Origin of the sequence: Neobacillus jeddahensis, from assembly GCF_000612625.1 — a bacterium.
GTDB lineage: Bacteria > Bacillota > Bacilli > Bacillales > Cytobacillaceae > Neobacillus > Neobacillus jeddahensis.
The window spans coordinates 13,835-33,885 of the sequence record NZ_CCAS010000036.1 but is presented as its reverse complement, the minus strand read 5'-3'; the positions used below and the strand labels follow the sequence as shown (position 1 = coordinate 33,885).

At 39.0% G+C, this 20,051-nt stretch carries 20 protein-coding genes; 16 read left to right on the top strand and 4 right to left on the bottom strand.

Annotated features, from left to right (window positions below; genetic code table 11):
- Position 1: 1 nt before the first annotated feature.
- Positions 2 to 637, top strand: coding sequence for a phosphatase PAP2 family protein (locus TY15_RS15245; RefSeq protein WP_052353805.1), 636 nt, complete (start codon positions 2 to 4; stop codon positions 635 to 637).
- A gap of 26 nt (positions 638 to 663) precedes the next feature.
- Here TY15_RS15245 and TY15_RS15240 read toward each other — a convergent pair whose 3' ends face one another.
- Positions 664 to 2,061, bottom strand: coding sequence for a hypothetical protein (locus TY15_RS15240; protein WP_040204462.1), 1,398 nt, complete (start codon positions 2,059 to 2,061; stop codon positions 664 to 666).
- A 153-nt stretch (positions 2,062 to 2,214) separates the two neighbouring features.
- Positions 2,215 to 2,712, bottom strand: a complete 498-nt coding sequence (locus tag TY15_RS15235; protein WP_040204463.1) for an antibiotic biosynthesis monooxygenase family protein — start codon at positions 2,710 to 2,712, stop codon at positions 2,215 to 2,217.
- A 264-nt stretch (positions 2,713 to 2,976) separates the two neighbouring features.
- Here TY15_RS15235 and hemE point away from each other — a divergent pair, with 264 nt between their 5' ends.
- The 11 genes from hemE to TY15_RS15180 all read left to right on the top strand — a co-directional run bounded on the left by hemE (position 2,977) and on the right by TY15_RS15180 (position 16,078).
- On the top strand, positions 2,977 to 4,023 hold the full coding sequence (hemE, locus tag TY15_RS15230; protein WP_040204465.1) for a uroporphyrinogen decarboxylase: 1,047 nt from the start codon (positions 2,977 to 2,979) through the stop codon (positions 4,021 to 4,023).
- A 101-nt stretch (positions 4,024 to 4,124) separates the two neighbouring features.
- Positions 4,125 to 5,057: a ferrochelatase gene (hemH, locus tag TY15_RS15225; RefSeq protein ID WP_040204466.1), complete on the top strand. Its 933-nt coding sequence runs from the start codon at positions 4,125 to 4,127 to the stop codon at positions 5,055 to 5,057.
- Positions 5,058 to 5,097: 40 nt separating this feature from the next.
- Positions 5,098 to 6,543 (top strand): protoporphyrinogen oxidase, encoded by a 1,446-nt coding sequence (gene hemY, locus TY15_RS15220; RefSeq protein WP_040204467.1) that lies wholly within the window; start codon positions 5,098 to 5,100, stop codon positions 6,541 to 6,543.
- A gap of 189 nt (positions 6,544 to 6,732) precedes the next feature.
- The gene (locus TY15_RS15215) at positions 6,733 to 8,940 is read left to right on the top strand and encodes a YhgE/Pip family protein (RefSeq protein ID WP_040204468.1); all 2,208 of its coding nucleotides are present in this window, start codon (positions 6,733 to 6,735) and stop codon (positions 8,938 to 8,940) included.
- A 145-nt stretch (positions 8,941 to 9,085) separates the two neighbouring features.
- Positions 9,086 to 9,820 (top strand): MBL fold metallo-hydrolase, encoded by a 735-nt coding sequence (locus TY15_RS15210; RefSeq protein ID WP_040204469.1) that lies wholly within the window; start codon positions 9,086 to 9,088, stop codon positions 9,818 to 9,820.
- A gap of 16 nt (positions 9,821 to 9,836) precedes the next feature.
- Positions 9,837 to 10,823, top strand: coding sequence for a lipoate--protein ligase (locus TY15_RS15205; protein WP_040204471.1), 987 nt, complete (start codon positions 9,837 to 9,839; stop codon positions 10,821 to 10,823).
- Between the two features lie 152 nt (positions 10,824 to 10,975).
- Complete coding sequence (locus tag TY15_RS15200; protein WP_040204472.1) at positions 10,976 to 12,538, top strand: fatty acid--CoA ligase family protein; 1,563 nt, start codon at positions 10,976 to 10,978, stop codon at positions 12,536 to 12,538.
- 96 nt (positions 12,539 to 12,634) lie between these two features.
- The gene (locus TY15_RS15195) at positions 12,635 to 13,411 is read left to right on the top strand and encodes an enoyl-CoA hydratase-related protein (protein ID WP_040204473.1); all 777 of its coding nucleotides are present in this window, start codon (positions 12,635 to 12,637) and stop codon (positions 13,409 to 13,411) included.
- Positions 13,412 to 13,611: 200 nt separating this feature from the next.
- Complete coding sequence (locus TY15_RS15190) at positions 13,612 to 14,343, top strand: AzlC family ABC transporter permease (protein ID WP_040204474.1); 732 nt, start codon at positions 13,612 to 13,614, stop codon at positions 14,341 to 14,343.
- The gene (locus tag TY15_RS15185; protein WP_040204475.1) at positions 14,333 to 14,641 is read left to right on the top strand and encodes an AzlD domain-containing protein; all 309 of its coding nucleotides are present in this window, start codon (positions 14,333 to 14,335) and stop codon (positions 14,639 to 14,641) included. Before TY15_RS15190 ends, TY15_RS15185 begins: the two co-directional genes overlap by 11 nt.
- Positions 14,642 to 14,806: 165 nt before the next feature.
- A complete protein-coding gene (locus tag TY15_RS15180) occupies positions 14,807 to 16,078 on the top strand; it encodes a M48 family metallopeptidase (RefSeq protein WP_040204476.1) in 1,272 nt (423 codons plus the stop codon).
- Positions 16,079 to 16,184: 106 nt separating this feature from the next.
- Here TY15_RS15180 and TY15_RS15175 read toward each other — a convergent pair whose 3' ends face one another.
- A complete protein-coding gene (locus TY15_RS15175) occupies positions 16,185 to 16,421 on the bottom strand; it encodes an IDEAL domain-containing protein (RefSeq protein ID WP_040204478.1) in 237 nt (78 codons plus the stop codon).
- A 196-nt stretch (positions 16,422 to 16,617) separates the two neighbouring features.
- On the opposite strand from TY15_RS15175, the gene TY15_RS15170 reads away from it, so the two are divergent.
- Positions 16,618 to 17,178: a competence protein ComK gene (locus tag TY15_RS15170; RefSeq protein ID WP_040204480.1), complete on the top strand. Its 561-nt coding sequence runs from the start codon at positions 16,618 to 16,620 to the stop codon at positions 17,176 to 17,178.
- A gap of 21 nt (positions 17,179 to 17,199) precedes the next feature.
- Here the strand turns inward: TY15_RS15170 and TY15_RS15165 are convergent, their stop codons facing one another.
- Entirely contained in the window at positions 17,200 to 17,565 is a 366-nt protein-coding gene (locus TY15_RS15165) for a YhjD family protein (protein ID WP_040204481.1), read from the bottom strand.
- A 246-nt stretch (positions 17,566 to 17,811) separates the two neighbouring features.
- Between TY15_RS15165 and TY15_RS15160 the strand changes: the two genes are divergently transcribed.
- From TY15_RS15160 to lepB, 3 genes are read left to right on the top strand one after another with little or no spacing between them, the layout of a single operon-like run.
- Entirely contained in the window at positions 17,812 to 18,750 is a 939-nt protein-coding gene (locus TY15_RS15160; RefSeq protein ID WP_040204482.1) for an LCP family protein, read from the top strand.
- A 40-nt stretch (positions 18,751 to 18,790) separates the two neighbouring features.
- Entirely contained in the window at positions 18,791 to 19,456 is a 666-nt protein-coding gene (locus TY15_RS15155) for a TVP38/TMEM64 family protein (RefSeq protein ID WP_040204483.1), read from the top strand.
- Positions 19,446 to 20,000, top strand: coding sequence for a signal peptidase I (gene lepB / locus TY15_RS15150; protein ID WP_040204484.1), 555 nt, complete (start codon positions 19,446 to 19,448; stop codon positions 19,998 to 20,000). Before TY15_RS15155 ends, lepB begins: the two co-directional genes overlap by 11 nt.
- Positions 20,001 to 20,051 lie beyond the last annotated feature (51 nt).

The window sequence follows — 20,051 nt, the reverse complement described above, 5'->3', positions numbered from 1 at the left end:
AATGATTGGTAAAAGCAAAGCAAATTATTTATTCGTTTTTTTGATACTCGCCGTGGTCATCGCGGGATTTACATCGATTAAGGTAGCAGCCCATAGTATTTTTTGGATGGATGATCAAGTAGCAGGCTTGTTAGCGCACACGCCAAATGTATTCGTTCCATTTTTTATTCTCATAACTGAAATGGGGGATAAGATCGGGATTGGCATCGTCGCACTACTGATGTTAGCTTGGTTATTAATAAGAAGGAGAAATTATCTTGGAGCAGCCGTTCTAGCCTTATCGATTGCCTTAGGGAATGAAGTTAGTAATTTACTAAAAGACCTTTTTGTCCGTCCAAGGCCGGAACTGGAGCATTTAGTTAAGGTTGAAAGCTACAGCTATCCTAGCGGACATGCGATGGTTGGTATGGTAGTTTATTTCATGATTGCCTATTTATTAATGGAGGGGAATCGTTCAAAAACGACTAAGATCATCATTGGGAGTTTTGCAACTATTTTACTGCTTCTCATTGGGGCAAGCCGAATTATTTTACATGTCCATTATCCTTCGGATGTATTAGGGGGCTATGCATTAGGATTTATATGGGTAACTATTTGGCTTTTCATTTACAAATACTTAAAGAAACGGATTAAATGAGTAGAGGCCGACATGTCGGCCTCTATTTAAATTAAGAACATAGCGACAATCGTGGTGACGATGAGCCCGATAAATACGGGGATCAGGTTCCGTCTAGCCAGTTCGAATGGATCCACGTTACAAATGGCGGCAGCGGGAATTAATGCCCATGGGACGAGAGTACCTCCCCCAACCCAGATCGCAGCAATTTGCCCAAGTGCTGTCAACGTTGCAACCCCTTTACCGATGGCGACAGCGAACAAACTAGCGATTGATCCGGCAAGAGAAATTCCCGAGAATCCCGAGCCATCTAATCCTGTGATTGCACCTACTGTGGTTAAGGTCACAGCCCCGACTGCCTTACTTAATGGGACAATATTCGCAAGGGCTATCCCCAAGTCATTTACGATACCTTGTGAAGCTTTCGGTAAATAATCCCCAATAATTTTTGTGAAACCGCTATCACCTAAATAGAAGAAAGCAGCAATCGGGATAACGGGACCGAAAACCTTAAAACCAAACTGGAAGCCCTCAATTAGGAATTGGGTTGTTTTTTCAAGCCCCTTGTTTTTATGACTTGTTAAAGTGATGAAAAGGAGAATTAGGATTGAGGTACCGCCAACCAAGGCTGTAGCATCACCACCGGTTAAATCAAGAATCGACATGGCTGCCACGTCTGCAGCAAATAAGAGTGGAACTAGGATTGCAAAGAAACGCCTTTGGGTGAGGGATAGGAGGGCAGGTGCTTCACTTTTCTTAGCAGTTGAATCCTCTATGCTTGTTGATGCTACTGTCAATTTCCCTCGTTTCATATCTCTCTTTAAAAAGTAGAAGGCCGTAACCGTTGTAACAAGACCCATAATAAACACTAACGGAATACTAGCATTTATGACTTCCTGGATGGGAATACCGGCTGCGTCCGCCGTAAGCTTAGGTGCGGCTTGAATAACAAAATCCCCTGATAATGCAATTCCATGTCCGAACAAATTCATTGCCATTGCCACACCGAGTGCTGGAAGACCTGCCCTTAATGCCACCGGCAGGAGGACCGCACCTAGTAAGGCTACTGCAGGGGATGGCCAAAAGAACCAAGAGATAACCATCATTAAGATTCCAATTGTCCAATAGGCAAGGGTAGGATTGCGAATTAATTTTCTAAAAGGTGAAATCATAACATCATTGATCCCAGTAGATGTCAGTGTGTGACTCATCGCCACAATAATCGAAATAACAAGAATCGTAGACAATAACTCTGTTATTGCATAACTAAAGCTGGTGAAAATACTGCTAACGGAATGACTTAAACTGCCTGTAGCGGTAAGAGCAATGAGGAAAATCCCTATGATACAAACAATCGTTGTATCCCTTCGCATGACCATAAATCCAATGATTAACACAATAAAGGTCACATATATCCAATGAAGAGCTGTAAGCTCGATTAGCATTCACATTCTCTCCTTTCTATCCAAGGGCTATAGCCCTGTTGGATGTAATACAGAATATGAAAATGGCAACAAGTGGTGAGAGTGAGAAAAAGAAATATTTTTAGGTAAATAAACAAAAAAGAATGGAACAAATAGTCCATTCTTAAAAATTTGTTATGTCGTTATGGTGAAATTACTTACATAGGGTGCGCTTGTGAAAATTTTTGGCTGTTCATCCATGCCTGCAAATTTATGCTTAGCTCCATCGAAGAATGAATCGGATTTCTGCCACTTTTGATAAAAGGCTTCATTCTCCCAACAGGTCAGGATGACATAGGTATTGGATGATAAAGGTCTAAGTAGTTTATAAACCATTAATCCAGGCTCGCATTTTATCTGCTTAGATTGGTTTTTAAATTGATGCTCGAATACCGGGCGCCCTTCATCTGTCACAGCGATGTTGTTCATGACAACAAAACCCTCGTTTTTTAGTTTTCCGTGTGATTCTATTACTTCATATCTACGTGCTTGTTTAAATACTGTTCCAGTATTAGTTTCGTGAAGTAATAATGCCCCATCTTCATTGACCATGGTCACCATTTCCTCATTCGGATAGTTGGATTCCATTCGTTTTAAAAAGTCGAGTGTCCCTACTGTCATATAGACATTCATTTTTTTACTCCCCCCATAATAATAATACTCTTCTACTAGTTTATACTTTGTCTATTTCGATATGCCTTGTGTTAATTAAAGCAAATTCTCCATTATAAAAACGACTTTTTTTTGACAGTTATTATCGTTAGCTATACACAAATAGGATTAATCGCTATAGTGAAGACAGTCTATGTAAAAAAAATTGGATTTCAACGTTTTTAAAATTAAGTTCAATATATTAAAATGGAAAACAGACATGTCTATGAAAGGTGGACTATAGTAATGACAAGAATTATGAATGAAACATTTTTAAAAGCAGCAAGAGGAGAAAAAACAGACCATGTTCCGGTTTGGTACATGCGCCAAGCAGGTCGTTCTCAACCGGAATACCGTGAGATTAAAGAAAAGTATTCCTTATTTGAAATCACACACCAACCAGAGCTTTGCGCGTATGTCACTCGCCTGCCTGTCGAGCAGTATAATGTCGATGCTGCCATTTTATATAAAGATATCATGACACCGCTTCCTGCTATTGGTATGGACGTTGAAATAAAGGGTGGGATTGGACCCGTAATTGATAATCCGATTCGTTCCTTAGCCGATGTTGAAAAACTGGGAGAGATTCATCCAGAAGAGGATGTCCCCTATGTATTAGATACAATCAAATTATTAACTCAAGAGCAATTGTCTGTACCGTTAATTGGTTTCTCTGGGGCACCGTTTACACTTGCCAGCTATATGATTGAGGGCGGTCCATCAAAGAACTACAATAAGACAAAAGCGTTCATGTATTCTGAGCCAAAGGCTTGGTTCGCCTTGATGGATAAGCTTGGCGATATGATCATTACATATGTGAAGTCCCAAATAAAGGCAGGAGCAACGGCCATCCAGATTTTTGATTCATGGGTTGGGGCATTAAATGTCGAGGACTACCGCTATTTCATCAAACCGATTATGAATCGAATCTTTGCATCATTAAAAGATGAAAATGTGCCATTAATTATGTTCGGGGTTGGAGCAAGTCATCTAGCTTTGGAATGGAATGACCTTCCGCTTGATGTGGTAGGACTAGATTGGCGTTTGCCGATTCATCAGGCAAGAGAAATGGGTATTCATAAAACTGTCCAAGGCAATCTTGATCCGGCCATTTTATTAGCACCATGGGAAGTTATTGAGGAAAAAGCAAAGGCCATCTTGGATCAAGGAATGGCGCAAGACGGATACATCTTTAACCTAGGTCATGGGGTATTCCCTTCTGTCAATCCAGAGACGTTAAAAAGATTGGCATCGTTTATTCATGAGTATTCGGCATCCAAATTAAGTCGTTAATCTTTCGTAGTTCTTAACATTGGTAAGACGTCCGATTTTTTGGCACAATAAGGTGATAATGTTTGGATAGATGATAAGAGACTTAAAATGAGGTGCGAAATATGACAAAAAAGAAAATGGGTCTGTTAGTAATGGCGTACGGTACCCCAAATTCAATAGAGGATATAGAAGGATATTATACGCATATCCGCCATGGTCGGAAACCAACTCCTGAAATGCTCGATGATCTCCGTACTCGTTATGAAGCGATCGGGGGAATTTCTCCATTGGCAAGAATCACACTTGATCAAGCAGAATTGCTGGAAGAACATCTAAATCAAATTCAAGATGAATTTGAATTCAGTATGTACCTTGGCTTAAAACATAATAAACCGTTTATTGAAGATGCCGTTAAGAAAATGTATGATGACGGAATTGAAGAGGCCGTAAGTATTGTGCTTGCTCCACATTTTTCTACCTTCAGTGTAAAATCCTATAATGGACGAGCTGAAGAAGAAGCAAAAAAATTAGGCGGACTGAAAATAAGGACGATCGACAGCTGGTACCAAGAACCGAAATTTATCGGCTATTGGGCTGATAAAATAAAGCAAGTGTTTGAACAAATGCCTCCAGTGGAAAGAGATCATGCAGTGTTAATTGTTTCGGCACATAGTTTACCAAAGAAAATTCTCCAATTTGGGGATCCATATCCGAGCCAACTTCAAGAAACTGCTGATTTAATTTCAGCGCAGGCTGGAGTGAAAAATGTAGAAATTGGATGGCAAAGCGCAGGGAATACTCCAGAGCCTTGGATAGGACCAGACGTCCAAGATCTTACCAGGGACCTTTTTGAGGCTCATCACTATACGGCCTTTGTGTATGCACCAGTGGGGTTTGTATGTGACCATTTAGAGGTTCTTTATGATAATGACATTGAATGTAAAACGGTTACAGATCAATTAGGGGTAAGTTATTATCGCCCTGAAATGCCCAATGCTAAGCCGGAATTTATTGATTGTTTAGCTACCGTTGTTCTAAAAAGATTAACGGAGTAAGTAAGTGGTCGGAAATTATATATGGAAGTAGGTGACATCCGTGGCGGAAGATAACCGGAAAGTTATCATTGTTGGAGGAGGTATTGCTGGACTTACAGCAGCTTATTATCTTCAAAAAACAATTCAAGAACATAAACTTCCAATTGAAATTCAACTTATCGAATCATCCCACCGTCTCGGCGGTAAAATGCAAACCGTTATTAGAGACGGATTTACGATTGAGAGGGGACCAGATTCATTTTTAGCAAGAAAAACAAGTATCATTCGCTTGGCAAAAGAAGTCGGCATGGATGACAAATTAGTTCCTAATTCCACGGGTAAATCATATGTTCTTGTTAATGAGAAACTTCATTCAATGCCCGGTGGTTCGATCATGGGAATTCCAACAGAAATAGGACCTTTTCTGACAACAGGTCTATTTTCAATTCCTGGTAAACTAAGAGCTGCAGCTGATTTGATTCTACCTCGTTCTGAAAGCGGAAAAGATCAATCATTAGGACAATTCTTTAGAAGAAGATTAGGCGATGAAGTGGTTGAAAATTTAATTGAACCATTATTATCGGGAATTTATGCTGGTGATATTGATCAATTAAGCCTAATGTCGACCTTCCCGCAATTTTATGAGGTGGAACAGAAATATCGAAGCCTGATCATGGGAATGAAAAAGACGGCGCCTGCTCCAGTCCAAAGGCCTGAGAATAATGACAGGAAAAAAGGTAGTTTCTTAACGTTTAAAACAGGGCTGCAATCCTTTGCCGAAGCAATTGAAGCAAAACTTGACCCCGATACGATTTTAAAAGGGCATCGCGTTGATAAAATAATTAAATCTACACACGGCTATGAGGTGTATCTCAATAATGGTGAAACGGTAAAAGCAGATAGTATTATTGCCGCAACACCGCATAAGGTAACGCAGTCGATGTTTTCCGATTACCCCCTTTTTGACCCATTTAAAACCGTTCCATCGACTTCTGTTGCTACCGTAACATTAGCTTTTCCAAAGGAAGCGATTAAAAGGGATATTGATGGAACAGGGTTTGTGGTTTCAAGAAATGGAGATTATTCTATTACTGCTTGCACGTGGACCCATAAAAAATGGGAGCACTCTACACCTGAAGGGAAAGCACTCCTTCGTTGTTATGTTGGAAGATCGGGCGATGAAACGATTGTGGATTTGTCTGATGATCAAATAATAAAAATTGTCCTGGATGATTTGAAAAAGACAATGGATATTACCATGGACCCTGAGTTTGCCATCGTGACAAGATGGAATAATTCGATGCCGCAATACACAGTTGGCCATAAGCAACGCCTAGCAACCATTCTAGACAGGATTAAAGCAGAATTGCCAGGAGTGTTTCTTGCAGGCTCATCCTATGGAGGAGTTGGGGTTCCTGATTGTATTGATCAAGGGGAAGCAGCCGTTCAGAGTGTGTTAGATTACTTGAAAATGGAAAATAATGCAGAAGAAGCTGTTCATTTCTAACAGCTTCTTCTTTTTTTAATTCATACTTGCCAATAAATATAAATGGTTGTATACTCTTAAAGTATTAACTGACCGAAATATTCATTTGGTCATTTTTTTTACAGGATTGTCTCATGAGATAATCCTAATTTCTAAAGATAAAATGACTAAATGAACAAATTAGTCAAAAATAAAAAGGAGGCATCTTAGGTGAAAAACATCTTGTTAAAGGAAGAGCTTTTTTCGATTTTAAAAAATAAAAAAGTCTTAATTCCGATTATCGCAGTTATGTTTGTCCCTGTCTTATATGCCGGTATGTTTTTGTGGGCATTCTGGGATCCGTATGACAAGCTTGACGAACTGCCTGTGGCGATTGTGAATGAAGATGCTGGTGCAACACTTGATGGAGATCACCTAAAGCTGGGTGATGACTTAGTTGCGAATCTAAAGAAAAGTAAAGATTTTGGTTTTGAATTCGTCGATAAAAATGAAGGCTATGAAGACCTAAAAGACCAAAAATATTACATGGTGATTGAAATTCCGAAAGATTTCTCTAAAAATGCAACTACATTACTGGATGAAAATCCGAAAAAGCTTGAACTAATTTATACGCCTAATGAGAGTTTTAATTTCTTGTCAGCACAAATAGGTGGTACAGCGATTGAAAAAATCAAAACAGCGGTTGCTGAAAAGGTAACAGAGACGTACGCTGAAACGATGTTTGATAAAGTTACGGAGCTGGCTGACGGAGTAGTGAAAGCGAGTGACGGGGCAGGACAATTAAGCGATGGTTCTGTGGACTTAAATAAAGGTGCAGGGGATATAAACGCAGGTTTAGCAACGCTTGCTGAAAAATCAATCGAGTTTAATGATGGAATGAAATCTGCAGCTTCTGGAGTAAATCAACTTGCTGAAGGTAATAAAACCTTAAACGATGGTCTTGGTCAATTATTGATTGGGCAAAAACAACTTCAAACTGCTTCTGTACAGCTTGAAAGTGGTAGCAAGGATTTACAAACCGGTATTAAAACAGCAAAAGAAGGTATTCAGATTGTAAATGGTAAAATGCCTGAGGTTGTTGGTGGAACAGCGCAGATTAAAGATGGTGCAAACACTCTTGTAACAAAGTTAAGTGAGTGGCAGCAAGGATCAAAAACAGCTGTGGCAGGTGCTGAGTCTTTAAATCAAGGGATAAAGGATTTAAAGGCGCAGTTAACTCCTTTCTTAAGTGCATTACCACCTGATCAAAAAGTAGCATTAGAACAGGGATTACAGGCCCTTGAAAATGGCAGCACTCAATTAAAGGATGGAACCAAAACTTTATCCGATTCAGCCGGCCAATTGTCTAATGGTGCAAGTGTCTTGACTGATAAGCTTGGTGTATTAAACAATGGTCAACTCCAATTGCAACAAGGCATCGCACAATTATCAGCTGGAAGTACTTTACTTGAAAATGGTGCGAATAAGTTAGTTGCGGGGCAACAGGATTTTAATGCGGGAATGAATCAGTTTGGTCAGAAATTTGTAGAAGCAAAAGCAGGAGCAGATAAACTTACAAGTGGATCTTCTTCTCTTATTAGTGGAATGAATCAATTAACTGATGGCTCAACCGCAATGACTTCAGGTGCTGGGCAACTGGCAGATGGTTCAGCCCAATTAAAAGACGGCACAACGACTCTTTCTTCAGGTGCTAAGGAACTAGCTGATAAGCTTTCAGCTGGTGCTGAAGAGGCTTCACAGGTACACGCAGATGATAAAACCTATAATATGATGGCGGATCCCGTTAAACTTGATAATGAAAAAATTAATCATGTACCGAATTATGGAACAGGCTTTGCCCCATATTTTCTTTCATTAGGTTTGTTTGTCGGGGCATTACTATTATCAATTGTCTTCCCGCTTCGTGACACAGCTGTTACACCTGCTAGTGGGTTTAACTGGTTTTGGAGTAAGTTTGCCATCATGGCGGGGATTGGAGTTTTTCAAGCAATTCTAGCGGACGTGATTCTTTTAGCGGGGTTAGGGCTTGACGTTCAAAGTATCCCAAGATTTATCCTATTTTCTATTATTACAAGTTTAACGTTTGTTGCGTTAATTCAATTGCTTGTGTCAGCACTGGCAGATGCAGGACGTTTTCTTGCTATTGTCATTTTAATTTTTCAATTAACAACAAGTGCTGGGACATTCCCACTTGAGTTAATTCCAAACTTCCTACAGCATTTTAACGTATTATTGCCAATGACCTATTCGGTTCAAGGCTTTAAAGCTGTTATTTCAAGTGGAGATTATGGTTTCATGTGGCAAAATAGTATGATTCTGTTGAGTTACCTTGTTGGATTTGCTCTAGTAACGATTGGCTATTTGACGATGAGACATAAACATCAAAGTAAGCATCAAACACAATTATTGAGTGAATAAACACAATTATTGAGTGAATAAACACAATTATTGAGTGAATAATTACTAACCAGCCGGCTGTGTTCGGCTGGTATTTTTCTTTTACATGAAATGCAGTTCATTTTTGCGTATATTAAAAGTAGACGTTTGATTTGGAGGGATACAGTTGAAATTAACAGTAATTGGTTGTTGGGGTGGTTACCCAAAACAGAATGAGGCCAGTTCAGGATATATACTTGAACACGAAGGATATCATTTATTAATAGATTGTGGAAGTGGGGTTTTGTCCAAACTGCAAAACATCATTCAGCCTGAACAATTGGATGCAGTGATCGTATCGCACTATCATCCAGACCACATTGCCGATATTGGTGTTCTACAGCATGCAAGACTCATTCAGGGCTTTCTAGGTATCGATATGCCGACCTTACCGATATATGCTCATGAATTTGATCAACACGAATTTGCTAAATTAACCTATAAACAGATTACAAAAGGGATCGCCTACGACCCAACTATAACAATGAAGTTAGGACCGTTCCAGGTTTCATTTTTAAAAACCAACCACCCTGTCCCTTGCTATGCGATGAGATTTGAGGCTGCTGGTAAGGTCTTGGTCTATACGGCTGACAGCTCCTTTAAAGAAGAATTTATCGAGTTCAGCCGCCATGCCGATGTGTTGCTTTGTGAATGTAATTTTTATGGACATCAGAATGGTCAATCAGCAGGGCATATGACTAGCATTGATGCCGGTCAATTAGCAGAACGGGCAGCTGTTAAACAATTAATTCTCACCCACTTGCCGCACTACGGAAACAAAGTGGATCTAATTACGGAAGCATCTGGAGAATTTACTGGTATAATAAAGCTTGCAAACGAATTTCTATCTATTTCACTATAAGAAGGGGCAGAAAATTATGTTATTTATTGATAATAAGGGCATCACTGATCCTCAAATTAATCTGGCGATTGAAGAATATGCATTAAAGAATCTTGATATAAATGAAAGTTATTTATTATTCTACATAAATGAACCATCGATCATCATTGGAAAAAATCAAAATACGATTGAAGAAATCAATACAGAGTATGTTGAGAGTAAGGGGATTCACGTTGTACGGAGGTTGTCTGGTGGAGGAGCGGTTTATCACGATCTTGGCAATTTAAATTTTAGTTTTATTACAAAAGATGATGGGGAAAGCTTTCATAATTTCCGTAAGTTCACTGAACCTGTCGTGACGGCATTAAAAAAGTTAGGAGTTAACGCTGAGTTAAGTGGCCGAAACGACCTGGAAGTTGAAGGAAGGAAAATCTCTGGTAATGCCCAATTCTCCACTAGAGGGAGAATGTTCAGCCATGGTACTCTTTTATTTGACTCGGAAATGGAGCATGTTGTCTCAGCCTTGAAGGTGAAAAAGGACAAGATTGAATCGAAAGGCATTAAATCGGTACGGAGTCGGGTTGCTAATATTTCTGAGTTTTTGACAGAGAAAATAACAATCCAAGCGTTTCGTTCCTTAATTTTAACATCAATCTTTGAAGGACAAGAAATCCAGGAATATGTTCTATCCGAAGAGGACTGGGAAAAGATTCACCAACTTTCAAAAGAGCGTTACCAAAACTGGGATTGGAACTATGGAAAATCTCCAAAGTTCAATCTGCAGCACTCACACAGATTTCCTGTTGGATCGATTGATGTCCGTTTAGAAGTAAATAAAGGGATGCTAGAGAACTGTAAAATATATGGTGACTTTTTCGGCGTTGGCGATGTAAGCGAGATTGAAAAAAAGTTAAGCGGTATTCGCTATGAAAAAAGTAAAATTGAAGAGGCCCTTTTAGAAGTGGATACAAAATATTACTTTGGAAATGTGTCCAAAGAGGAATTTATCAACTTAATTTATTAAAGGCGAATGTAGCGATGTCAATTCGACATCGCTTTTAATTTCCCTTTTTTTCATATATTGCTTGAATACTTAAAATTCAAGCAATATAATATATTTAGAAAATTTATACTAAATTTGTGAATGAGTATTCATTCACAAAAGGGAGGTAAACCATGAATCTTTCAGCAGAGCTTCATGAAACAGCAAAAAACTTTGCGGAAAAGCCAGCCTATTATTTTATGGGACAAGCAAGCACCTACGCAGAGTTGGATGGGGCCACTACAAAGTTTGCTTCAGGACTTGAAAAATTGGGTATTAAGCAAGGTGATCATATTGCCTTACTGCTTGGAAACTCACCGCACTTCGTCATCAGCTTATATGGAGCGTTACGGCTAGGGGTAACTGTAATTCCCATTAATCCAATTTACACGGCAGATGAAATCGGCTATATCCTTAATAATGGTGATGTTAAGGCAGTGATCGCACTTGATCAAGCACTGCCAGTAGCTGAAAAAATGCATCCATTACTGCCGAAAATAGACCATTATATCATGTGTGAAACACAACCGAATAGTTTAGTCCCATCAGAAATAGAGAAGCTAACTGTTTATCCTAAAATGAAATCGTTTACAAGTGTCGTTTCCTCAGGAGAGGGAAGCTTCCAGGGCCCTTTATTGAATGACGATGATGTTGCCATTATCCTCTATACGTCTGGAACGACTGGTAAACCAAAGGGTGCGATGCTCACTCACAAGAACTTATATAGTAATGCTAAGGATGTAGGCGACTATTTAAAAATGAATGATCAAGATCGCGTTGTGACTGTCTTGCCTATGTTTCATGTTTTTTGTTTAACTGTTGCCTTAAATGCCCCCTTATTAAATGGTGCTACCCTCTTGATTGCACCGAAATTTAGTCCAAAGGGAGTATTTGAGCTAATTAATCATTATCAGGCTACCGTGTTTGCCGGTGTACCGACCATGTATAATTTTCTTTATCAATATCCGGATGGGAGTCCAGAGCACTTGAAATCATTACGGCTATGCATATCGGGAGGGGCCTCACTTCCTGTAGCCTTATTAAAGAATTTTGAAAAGACATTTAATGTGCTGATATCGGAAGGATATGGGCTATCAGAGGCATCACCTGTAACCAGTTTTAACCCACTAGATCGACCTCGTAAGGCCGGATCTATTGGCACATCGATTCTCCATGTCGAGAACAAAGTGGTCGATGAACTTGGTGAGGAAGTGCCTGTCGGTGGAGTAGGCGAATTAATTGTTCGCGGACCGAATGTCATGAAGGGGTATTATAAAATGCCGGAAGAAACGGCTGCTGCAATTCGTAACGGGTGGCTTCATACCGGTGATATGGCGAGAATGGATGAAGAAGGGTACCTTTATATAGTGGACCGTAAAAAGGATCTAATTATTGTGGGTGGCTATAATGTATACCCACGTGAAGTGGAAGAAGTCATTTATAATCACTCAGATGTTGTTGAAGTAGCAGTTCTTGGGATACCGGATCCAAATCAAGGGGAGGCAGTAAGTGCCTACGTCGTTAGTAAAAACCCAGAACTAACAGCACAACAAGTCCGAGAATATTGTCAAGAGCATCTGGCTAAATATAAAGTTCCGACAATGGTGGAATTTATTGATGAGTTGCCCAAAAATACAACAGGGAAAATTTTAAGGCGGGCCCTTAAATCACAGGTTACTCAGTCTGCTGGTAGGTAAGACAGGCAGAAAGTTTGAAAGTCATTTAAAAATTTCACATGTAAGGCAGGCATTCCGCCTGCCTTTTTAGAATGTATTCTTAAAGGGGTGGAGATCATGGAACAAATAAGACTTGAGGTTAACCATCACGTAGCACTCGTGACCATCAATCGAGAGAAAGCACTTAATGCTTTTAACTATGAGACATTGCTAGAATTGCAAAGCAAGGTGGAAGAAATTCGGATTGATCGAGAAGTTAGGGCAGTCATATTCATCGGTACAGGAGAAAAGTCCTTTAGCGTCGGTGCAGATTTAAAAGAACGGAAAAACTTAACGGATGAGCAAGTGAAACGAAATTTATTTAAAATAAATGAGGTTTTTAATGCGATTGATCAGCTTCCACAGCCAACAATTGCAGCGATAAACGGCTTTGCCTTTGGGGGCGGTATCGAGCTGGCATTGGCATGTGATTTTCGCATAGCGGCAAAGGAAGCATTGATGGGCCTAACAGAAACAAGTCTTGGCATCATTCCAGGTGCAGGCGGCACACAGCGGCTACCAAGACTCATTGGCCAAGCGAAAGCGATGGAGCTTGTTTTAACTGCTCGACGACTAACAGCTGAAGAGGCCTTTGGTTATGGCCTCTTAACAAAAGTTGTGGCCCGCCTGGATTTATTAGAGGAAAGTCGTGCCCTTTGCGCGCAATTACTTGCTAATGGCCCGATCGCAGTTCAGCAGGCAAAATTTGCGATTAAGAATGGAATGAATACTGAGCTAAGCTCAGGTCTTCAAATTGAACGAAAAGCTTATGAAGTGACACTGCCGACTGAAGACCGGATTGAAGCCTTACAGGCTTTTGCCGAAAAAAGAAAACCTGTTTTTAAGGGGAAATAATGGAAGAAAGACATGGTGCCTGACACCGTGTTTTTTTGTGAAAAAAGCGAGGATTAGAAAGCCACATTTTCTTTTGTTTTAAAGATAAGTAAAATTTTTACTTTGAGAATTGTCCAGCTCTAGGCGCCTTGCGCTTTTCTAATTACAGAAAATTTGCTAAAATTTAACTTTATATGAACATGGAGAATAGGGGGATGGAGATGGCGGATTTAGCATTAGAAAGAGAGTCATCTGAATTTAGAAAAGGAGTTCAAGCGGGGGTTAGCATTGGGGTCGGCTATTTTCCCATTGCCCTGACATTTGGTCTCCTTGCTAAAACCTCCGGCTTGTCCATTTATGAAACGGTATTCATGAGTCTGGTTGTGTTTGCTGGGGCATCACAATATATTTCCTTAAGTCTCATCGCTTATGGGACAAGTGTTTATGAAATTATTTTGACGACCTTCATTGTCAATATTAGACATTTTTTGATGTCGACCACGTTAAACGAAAAAAGTGAAGAGGATCATTTACTAAATAAACTCTTCTACTCATTTGGGATTACTGACGAGACCTTTTCAGTTGCGGCTACAAAGGAAGGAACAATTTCAACGGGATTTATGTTGGGTCTCAATTCGGTAGCCTACTCAAGCTGGGTGGCTTTTTCAGGGGTGGGTCACTTGATTGGTGCTAGTTTACCGCAAACATTGCAGGAAAGCATGAGTGTTGCCCTATATGCCATGTTTATTGGACTCCTTGTCCCTTCGATGAAAAAAAGCGTAAAGGTGATTTTTTTGGCGGTACTCGGGGCAATGTTTAATATCATTTTTACCATCGCCGAAATAATGGCGCAGGGATGGGCCATTGTTACAGCAACATTATTAGCAGCTATCATTATTGAACTAGTTGAAGTGTTCAAACGGAGCCCGCGAGGTGGCAGAAATGAAGAGTGAAATCATTTGGATGATTATCGGCATGGGTTTGGTTACATATATTCCCCGCATGCTGCCATTTGTCTTATTTAAAGGAAAAGAACTACCGCCTTTTATACAAGGAGTATTAAAAAATGTCCCTTATGCTACGCTTGGTGCATTAATTTTTCCCGCTATTATCTTCATTCAAGAGGATGATATTTGGTATGGGGTTCTAGGGGCAGCGGCTGCCTTTATTGTCGCTTTTTTAGGGGCAAATGTCATCGCTGTTGTTCTAGGCTCTATCGTGGTCCTTGCCCTATACTCCTATCTCTCTTAAGCCAGCCCTTTCTCTGGCTTTTCTTAAGAGATAAGGATATAAATCGACTTCGAGAATTGTCCAGCTCCAGGCGCCTTGCGCTTTTCTTAATTCAGTAGTTCTAAAATGTCCATTTTTATCTAAACTATTTAGAGAGAGAGGTTGTACATAAAGGAGGACAGAATCATGGTAAGAAAAATGGGGGTCTATGCGGTTTTGGCCTTTTGTCTTTATGGACTGTTTATTTATTGGTATTTATTTTACTTGACGGATTCGTCCTTGCCATTTGAATATCAAGGATCTAAAGCAGATCCGGCTACTTTTTTAAATGGAAGGGAATTAAGCTTGAGCGAGGAGTATTCGAAAATCAGAAATCTACTGTTTTTCTTATCTACTCCGTTGGAATGGCTTTTCTATTTTCTCATTTTATTGTTTGGCTTTTCAAACGCCTTTAAACGATGGGCAGACCATTCTGCTAAGTACAAATTGCTGCAAACTGCCATCTATTTAATCTGGTTATCTTTTTTTGCATTTGTAGCCACATTTCCATTGAACTATATCAGCTACTCACTATCTAAAAGTTATCATATCTCCACACAAACCTTCACCTCATGGATGAAGGATGAGTTGATTGATTTTTGGATTAATTATGGAACGTGGTTGATTATTGTCCCGGTACTATACTGGTTGATGAAAAAAAGTCAAAAACGGTGGTGGCTCTATGGATGGCTGCTATCAATTCCATTTACGCTATTTATGATGTTCTTACAGCCAGTCGTCATTGACCCGTTATACAATGATTTTTATCCTTTAAAGAACAAAGAATTAGAAACGCAGATTTTAGCCCTTGCTGAAAAAGCTGAAATCCCTGCTCAGCATGTATTTGAAGTGAATATGGCCGACAAAACCAATTCAATGAACGCCTATGTTACTGGTATCGGGGCAAATGCTAGAATTGTACTTTGGGATACTACGCTGAGTAGATTAACTGATCAGCAAATTCTCTTTATCATGGCTCACGAAATGTGTCATTATGTGGAGAAACATATTTATTTCGGAATTGGCGGCTACCTGCTTTTATCTCTTCTTGGACTGTATTTGACCTATAGGATCATGAATTGGGCCATTAAACGTTGGGGAAAAGAAATAAAAGTAGCGGCTGTGGGAGATATTCGCTCCCTCCCATTATTTTTTCTGATCCTTTCAATCTTGCTATTTGCATCCAGTCCGATTACAAACCTTGCTTCACGTTATCAGGAAACAAGAGCTGATCAATATGCGATTGAAATGACCAATAACCCAGAGGCGGCAATTACCTCTTTTCAGGAATTAACCCGCTCTGGTCTAAGTCAAGTGAATCCGCCTTATTTGGTGAAGCTCTTCCGTTATACGCATCCTTCCATGCTTGATCGAATTTCTATGCTTGAGGAATATGAAATAAAACATCGAAACCAATGATAATTCATGGCTAAAGACTGCCCCATATGTCTTTAGCTTTTTTGGGGTCAAGGGCCCGAGTTAGAAAACAAAAAGCCGCCAATGTTTGGCGGCTAAATGGAGCATGCTATGTTCCAAAACGCTTGTTGATTTTATTGAGCTCATTTGATAAAAGATAAAATGTTTTTTTGTCTCGGCAATCAATGGCTGAGTCAATTTTCTGTAATAATTTTTCTTTTTCAACGGTTAATTGAATTTCTGATAAGAGCATGTCGATGTATAAATCTTGGACGAAGTTCTCTTTCATTCGAGCACGTTTCATGGCACCAAGTTTCATTAATTCTGTGTAGGATTTTTCCTTCAAGAAAATCACCTCTGATGCTTTTTTTAATTATATGGAGTTTTTTTTATATTATCAATAATTTTTATAATTTTCTGATAATAATTTTCTTGACAGATATTTTATGAATAAATTAGTAACATTTTTGAAATTTTGAGGAAAAAAATAATAAAAGTGGTAAGATATGGTCGTTGAATAAAATAATAAGGAGTTGAATGGATTGTCACGAAAACTTTTCGAAAACTATATGGTGAATTTCTTTACGATGTACATTCGTCCGTATGAATTTGGGGATAAACTATATTCCCTAGTTGGTGAAACGGATGGCGAATATCTGTCTACAGTTAATCCGCTGATGAATATCAAAAACGCCTGTACTTTTTATGGGGGAAATTTGGAAAGTAGGAGGAAGGGGACAAAACTTTTAATTAATTATTCACGAAAACTGCCAATTATAATAGAACCGGTTAGCGGGATCTACGCTTTTTGTACGACTTCCCATGATAACCCTAAAGGTATTTGGTTCTTCTACGAGCATATTAAAGATTATGAGCCAGTTTCTGGACGAGAAACATTGGTTATATTCCACAATGGTCAATCCATTATTTTTCCGGTTTCTTTTACTTCCTTTAAATCACTCATGCTAAGGACATCTTATTTACAAAGGGTCTATATGCAGAGAGTTAACTACAGTAAGAAACAGTCTTTTTATTTATTAAATAGACCGAATACAACAAAGGCGTCTGAGAGTAGTGAATTTTATTTGAAAAACCCCAAATAAATAGTAAACTAAAATTTACTTTCATCGGGATGGGTGTTTTTTTAAGAAGTAAGCCACCATTAATTCTTGGACTTTATTGCGAATCCTTGGATTAAAGTAATTATGATTTTCCTCGTAGCCCTTATAAATAAACATAAACATCGTAAAAGCATCATCCCGTTTTATTTCAATCACTTGAAGCTGATTTTTCTTCATATATTGTTTTACCTCAGCCAATTCCCTCTGGATTTCCCTCATCGTATCTTCAATTAAATCTAAATATGGTCTTTTTAATTTAAAAGTGCTATTATTTACAGCTTTTATATCCCGATTTAAGATAATCAGGACCATCGGTAAATAAATAGCTTTTTCCATAATATCATGGATATTCTCTGGAATTCTGGTCATCCTTTCATCTACTCCTTCGATAAAAAATAGAACAAATGTTCCTTTTTATTTTACAGAAAATGAATAATAAAAGCAATATCACGTTGAAGAGCTTTCTTAGTTGCTAAGTTTAGCCAATATATGAGAAAGTTTTTATTAATAGAAGGATATTTAATAGGGGAAAATGAATTAAATGAGGAAACCTAAATAAGAAAATTGCCGTCATATTAACATGATGGTTAAATATGGACGAATGGGTGATAAACAATGAGAGCAGACAAACATAAGAAGAAAAAGAAGAGATGGCCGTCCATTTTACTTATATTCTTACTTTTAATTGGTGCAGTAACAGGGTACGCTTATTTTCAATATAAACAAGGCGTTAATCAATCGTTAAAAAATATGAATACGGACAATCAAGAAGCAAATGAGGTTTACACATTTGAAGGGAAGAAGGATCAATATGGGGATACGAATATCCTATTGCTGGGAAGTGATGCCCGGGGAAAGGAAACTTCTCGTGCTGATACGATTATGATCGTTCATTTTAACGAGGATAAAGGGACATTTAAAATTACCTCCATCATGCGGGATAGCTACGTCGCCATTCCTGGTCATGGCAAGCATAAAATTAATTCAGCCTTTGCTCTTGGCGGCCCAGAGTTAATGAGACAAACGATTAAACAGAACTTTGACTTAGACCTGCAATATTATGCGATTGCTGATTTTCAGGGATTTGTCCAGTTAATCGACGAGGCCTTCCCTGAAGGCGTGGAAATTAATGTTGAAAAGAAAATGACAGCGAATGTTGAAGTACCCCTTGAGCCTGGTTTGCAAAAACTTGATGGTGCGCACTTGTTGAGTTATGTTCGCTTCCGTCATGATGCAGTTGGTGATTTTGGACGAGTAGAGCGACAACAAAAGACAGTAAAGGCCATTAAAGATCAATTAAGCGGAATTCAAACAATTGCAAAGCTCCCGAAATTAATTGGTGTCGTTTCACCCTATGTGAATACAAATATGGACACCTCAGATACACTATTTATGGCTAAAGACTTCCTTTCAAATGACAGAGGGGAGATTGAGGCTTTACGTATTCCAATAGAAGATAGCTTCACCGAGCCTCGTATTAAAGGCGAGGGTGCCGTATTAAGTATCGATGTCGAAAAAAATAAACAGGCACTACATGAATTTATTACAAAGTAAACAATCATAGAATGAAGCAATAAATAAGGAGAGCAGTGGGATGGACTTTGAATCACTAAAAGCTTGGTTTACACTTGAACATATTATGACCCTCATCCAAGAATATCGTGCTTTAGGACCGATTCCGGGTATATTGTTGATTATCATTGAAGCCTTTTTGCCATTCCTTCCCTTGTTTGTTTTTGTAATGGCAAATGCAAATGCATTTGGACTTTGGTTAGGTTTTTTATATTCATGGCTTGGTGCTTGCACTGGAGCCTTTCTTGTTTTTTTCCTGATCAGGGCTTATGGACAAAAACGATTATTAGCCTTTTTTCCTAAGCATCCAAAAGTTCGCAAGCTTATGGATTGGGTGGACCGTCATGGTTTTGGTCCCCTCTTTTTATTACTATGTTTTCCATTTACCCCCTCGGCGCTTGTCAATATTGTCGCAGGCCTTTCAAAAATAAGCTTGGCCCAATACATGCTAGCGGTATGTATTGGGAAAATGGTGATGATTTTTACCATTAGCTTTATTGGTTACGATCTCCATTCATTGATAACAAAGCCTCTTCGGACGGGTATTGTATTTCTTATCATTTTTATTCTTTGGTTTGTAGGGAAAAGAATTGAGGTAAGAATGAATAAGAGTACAGAAACTGACCATAATGGAGAAAAAGAGAGAAGTAGAGAGAAGGAGAAATGGAGGAGCTTCAATGAAGATTGAATGGAAAAAAGAGGGCCTAGAATGGGCCAAGGCAATTGCTATCGGTATTATGATCTTTACATTCATTCGGATTTTTTTCTTTGCAAATTACATTGTGGAGGGAGAATCGATGATGCCCACCCTCCAAGACGGTAACAAGCTTGTTGTGAATAAGCTTGGTGATCAGGTTGGCGAGTTGAACCGTTTTGATGTAATCGTTTTTCACGCTAATTCTAAAGAGGATTTTGTCAAACGCATTATCGGACTTCCAGGTGATGAAATTGAATATCGCGGGGATCAATTGTATGTGAATGGGCAGAAGTATGAGGAACCATTTTTAAAGGTTTATAAGGAGAAATCCCCAGGAGTTATGCTGACGGGTGACTTTAGTTTGCTGGAGATTACCGGTCAAAGTAAAGTGCCTAAAGGGAAATTATTTGTCCTCGGAGATAACCGTTTAGGAAGTTGGGACAGCCGTCAATTTGGGTTCATCAATGCAAGTCAAGTAGTTGGAAAAGTAGATTTGCGCTATTGGCCATTAAATGAAATGAACGTTAATTTCTAAATAAAAAGTCGACACGATTGAGTAAATCGTGTTTTTTTATGGATAATAACG